At 56.3% G+C, this 405-nt stretch carries 1 pseudogene; it reads left to right on the forward strand.

From position 1 onward, the window contains the following. Positions 1 to 189: 189 nt before the first annotated feature. A pseudogene (locus tag DY467_RS25870) lies at positions 190 to 344 on the forward strand (transposase domain-containing protein); the annotation flags it as partial. Positions 345 to 405: the final 61 nt, after the last annotated feature.

Below are 405 nucleotides of genomic sequence, written 5' to 3' on the forward strand. Positions count from 1 at the left end.
AAGAAGGTGTGAACCTCTTCCCGGCGCAGCTTCTTCGTCAGAACCGTATTCCCCGCCGCATCTGCGCAGTGGGCCACGAAAATCCGCTTGGCAATGTCCAGTCCAACTGTCGTAATCTCGCCCATGGATGACCTCTTCGCTATAGCTATAGCCGAATCATTACTGGCCTTTGGCACTGTGATGCCGGGAGCGGAGGCCATCCACCCCATCAAGCTCATCGGTGTCGAGCCACACGCCTACCTCGCTGAAGTCCTTACAAGGATCGTCAACGGCCACCCAAACAGCCAATCGACGACCTGCTGCCCAGAGCCTATCCCGCCGCAGAAGACGTCAAATACGTGGCCGAAAAACAGCGCTTACATCACGTTGGGTGCTTGCGAAGCAAGCGTGTTTTGCAGCAACATC

The organism is Rhodopseudomonas sp. BR0G17 (assembly GCF_010907025.1).
GTDB lineage: Bacteria > Pseudomonadota > Alphaproteobacteria > Rhizobiales > Xanthobacteraceae > Rhodopseudomonas > Rhodopseudomonas palustris_H.